The organism is Oscillibacter sp. (genome assembly GCF_031978065.1).
Taxonomy (GTDB): Bacteria; Bacillota; Clostridia; order Oscillospirales; family Oscillospiraceae; genus Oscillibacter.
Genome location: NZ_DALZCH010000177.1, coordinates 1 through 3,598, shown reverse-complemented (window position 1 = coordinate 3,598; position 3,598 = coordinate 1). Strand labels below are relative to the sequence as shown.

2 protein-coding genes and 1 pseudogene are annotated in these 3,598 nt (G+C 54.8%); 1 reads left to right on the top strand and 2 read right to left on the bottom strand.

What is annotated here, in order from left to right:
- A pseudogene (locus RTK01_RS16265) lies at positions 1 to 343 on the bottom strand (2-hydroxyglutaryl-CoA dehydratase); the annotation flags it as partial.
- A 241-nt stretch (positions 344 to 584) separates the two neighbouring features.
- Between RTK01_RS16265 and RTK01_RS16260 the strand changes: the two are divergent.
- Entirely contained in the window at positions 585 to 1,154 is a 570-nt protein-coding gene (locus RTK01_RS16260) for an epoxyqueuosine reductase QueH (protein WP_312281972.1), read from the top strand.
- A gap of 282 nt (positions 1,155 to 1,436) precedes the next feature.
- On the opposite strand, the gene RTK01_RS16255 is transcribed toward RTK01_RS16260, so the two are convergent.
- Positions 1,437 to 3,461, bottom strand: a complete 2,025-nt coding sequence (locus RTK01_RS16255) for a methyl-accepting chemotaxis protein (RefSeq protein ID WP_312281971.1) — start codon at positions 3,459 to 3,461, stop codon at positions 1,437 to 1,439.
- Positions 3,462 to 3,598 lie beyond the last annotated feature (137 nt).

Below are 3,598 nucleotides of genomic sequence, written 5' to 3'. Positions count from 1 at the left end.
CAAGCCCGTTTATCATAAAGAGCATGTTGGCGTCTTCTCCACCCAGCTCAATCCCCACGTCGGTTCCGGGAGCAACCCGACCCACCGCCACGCGGGTGGCGAACACCACCTGCACAAAGGGAACCTCCACGCTCTGTGCCATGCCCATTCCGGCGGAGACGGAAATAGAGAGCCGGGCCCGCCCGCCGGGAACGTGCCACTGGGCCATGCGCCGCAGCAGCTCCTCCGATTTTTCCAAAATATGACTGTAATGGCGCTCGTATGTAGAATATATAATTTTTTCGTCGTCATCCAGCACCACGCATTTAATGGTGGTGGAACCGACATCCAGTCCAACACGCAAAAACAGATTCCTCCTAAGAATGTCCGAACGGCGCGAAAATTCGCACCGCACCTCCTGCTAAACATTTTTCATTCTACTCTGTTTTTGTGAACTTTTCAATTGCAAAAACGTTTTCCTCCGTTAATGTTACGTTAAAAACGAACACTGGAACCATAGGAAACATCTACTCTTTTCCACGCTTTTCCGCTCCCTTGCGCAAAGCGGCCGAATCTGCTATACTGACGGCGAGGTGACACGTTTTATGGAATCCGTTTTGCTGCACTGTTGCTGCGCCCCCTGCTCCCTCTCCTGCATTGAACCTTTGCGGGCGGAGGGACTGGAGCCCACAGCCTTTTGGTATAATCCCAATGTCCATCCTTGGAAGGAATATGAAGCCCGCCGGGACTGTCTTGCGGAGTATGCGCCCAGCATCGGTATGAAGCTGATTGTGCGGGAGGAATACGGCCTGCAGGACTTTGTCTGTCATGTGGCGGGCGACATCGACCACCGCTGCGCTTGGTGCTACGAGCACCGGCTGGAGGAGACAGCGTGCTATGCTGCCCAGCATGGGTACGAGGCCTTTACCTCCACCCTTCTGGCCTCTCTTTATCAGGACCACGACGGCATTGCCCGGGCGGCGGAGCGATTTGGGAAGCAATACGGCGTTTCGTTTTTATACCGGGACTTCCGAGCCAATTTCCGCGCGGGCAATCAAAACGCGCGGGAGCTTGGCTTTTATATGCAAAAATACTGCGGCTGCGTCTTTTCGGAGGCAGACCGCTATCAAAAGCAGATTTATCGGGACCGGGAGAAATATGCGGAGAACGTATGATTCTATGCGTTCTGCTTACAAAAAGAAGCGTGCGACGGCAAGTCCACCAAATCACAGAGACAATTCAGCACATGCAAACCGAATATAAAAATCCAAGGGTGGGAACCGGTCAATACCAGTTTCCACCCTTGAATTATATGCGTGGGAATGGCAGGCGGATATCAAAACCGCAGCCTTTGCCGTCATGAGGGAAACGCCCTATTGGATAGTGCACGTTTTTCTGCGTATGGGCATCTCATTCACTGCTTCGGGCTGCGAGTGCTTTTATGGAGCGGCTAAGGCTCAGGTACTCGATTCAGGTGCATCCTCCCGGCAATCCAGCGGCGTAATGGCGGCATCGTCCGGCAAAAGGGAATCATCCGCAGTTTCCAGCAGGCGGAATTGCCGCATCTTTTGCGCCAAAACGTCCGCCTGTTCAAGAAGGCTCTGACTGGTGGCGGCGCACTCCTCGGAAAATGCGCTGTTTGAAGCAATAGAGGACACAATCTGCGTCATGCTCGACTGCATCTCCACGGCGGCCTCCTTCTGCTTCAAGGACGCGCCGGATATCTGCTGAATCGCGCCCGTCACCTGCTTTACAAAGTCCATGATTTCCTGCAAAGCCTCTTCGGTCTTCTGTGCGTGTATGCGCCCGGCCTGCACGGAGGAGACGGACTGCCCAAGCAGAGTCTGGGTGCTTTCGGCGGCCTCCGCGCTTCTCTGCGCAAGGTTACGGACTTCCCCAGCCACCACTGAGAAACCTTTCCCCGCGCCGCCCGCCCGCGCTGCCTCTATCGCGGCGTTTAGCGCAAGCACATTGGTTTGGAAGGCGATGTCCTCAATCACACGAATCACTTCCGTAATTTTTTTGGTATTTTGCTCCATGCCGCCGATTGCGGCAAGCATTTCCGTCATGCTTTCACCTGCATACGCGGACTGCTGCCGCATCTGATCAAACAGCGCACCGGCGGTCTGCACACTTTCGGTATTCGCCTTGATGCTGTCCGTGACAGCCCCGATCCGGTCGTCCAGTCTGACCATCGTTTCGGTTTCGGTACAGGCGCGTTCAGAAATTTGTATGGAGCCGGAAGAAACCTGATTGACGCCCTGATGGATGGTGGAGGCCGCCGTCCCAATTTCGGAAAACACCCCGTTCAGGGACAGCAGAATTGTCTCCAAGGACGTGCCGATGGGCGCGAAATCGCCAAGGTAATCCTGCTCCTTTTTGACGGTGAGATCTCCGTCTGCGATACAGGAAAGCACGGTGGAGATTTCCGACACATAGCCGCGCAAGGAAAAAACCGTGTGTTCCAGTGCTTGCAGCAAGGCCGCCGCTTCCCTGACCGATGCATCGGTGGGAACAGGAGACTCCAGATCTCCCTGTTCAAGCTGCTGCAAGCGCGTAACCGCCGCAGCGATGGGGCGGGCAAGCGAGGACGCCGTCCGGGCGGAGAAAACAGACGAGCAAAGCACCGCCAGCACCATCACCACAAGCGAAATCCAGATTGGCTGACGGCTCATGGCGAGAATTTCGTTGTAGTCCTGACTGACGGCAAGCACCCACCCTTCCGCACCGGCAATGGGCGCGTAGGCCACAAGCTTTTTGGACCCCTCATTCGTTACAACCTCTGCGCCGGACTCTCCCGCGCACATGCGCGCAAGAAGCGCCGCCCACTCCGGCTGGGCGTCGGCGTCCACGCTCTCCGGCAGATTGACTGACAGCATCGCGTCATCCGGATGGGAAACAATCGTGCCGCTGGGGTCCATAATAAAGCCATACCCGGTTTTGCCCATGGAAATCTGACGGATGTACTGATTAAAGTAGTCGGCAGGCAAGCTGCCGGTCACCACGCCCGTAGGGCCTAGAGCCGTAATTTGCGTACCGGCCAAAATCACCGGCGCTTCTTCGCCGGGGAACAGGCCCGGCGCGGACAAAAAGGAAACGCCCGCAATGGCGCTTTGAAAGCTTTCAGTACCCGAAATGTCCTCTCCTTCATAGGTAACGCCGGTTTTGCTGCTGACGGAAAAAGACGAAAAGGCAGTGCCGCGCGTCCTGACCTTAAGATAGGCCCTGCGGTCAGCCGCGTCCAGCGTGGGGTCGCACACCGCTTCATCGGCGGCAACATTCTGTATCTGGTTTTTAATGGACGCAACCGCTTCTGTAATGCTCATGGAATAGGATGCCGCAAGGCTTTGGGCAAACACCTTATGATTTTCAAGGGAATACCGCCCGATCAGCACGCAGGTAATAGCGGTAATGACCAAGCAGGTGGCGACAACGTTATATGCAATTGCTTTACGGACCTTCGATTGAATGGAAACCTTCATACGTTCATTTCCTCTTTATTACTATCATATTTCTCATATATCAAACGATAGCATACCCGTGTTTGAAGGTTATGGAGTTTATGTAAAATAAAGGTAAAGCGCATTTTCTGCACCGAAATATGAGCCGACCGTTCACG

Bases quoted from the DNA above. Each gene is read 5' to 3' on its own strand.
- RTK01_RS16260 (WP_312281972.1), top strand. From the start codon at position 585: ATGGAATCCGTTTTGCTGCACTGTTGCTGCGCCCCCTGCTCCCTCTCC.
- RTK01_RS16255 (WP_312281971.1), bottom strand. From the start codon at position 3,461: ATGAAGGTTTCCATTCAATCGAAGGTCCGTAAAGCAATTGCATATAAC.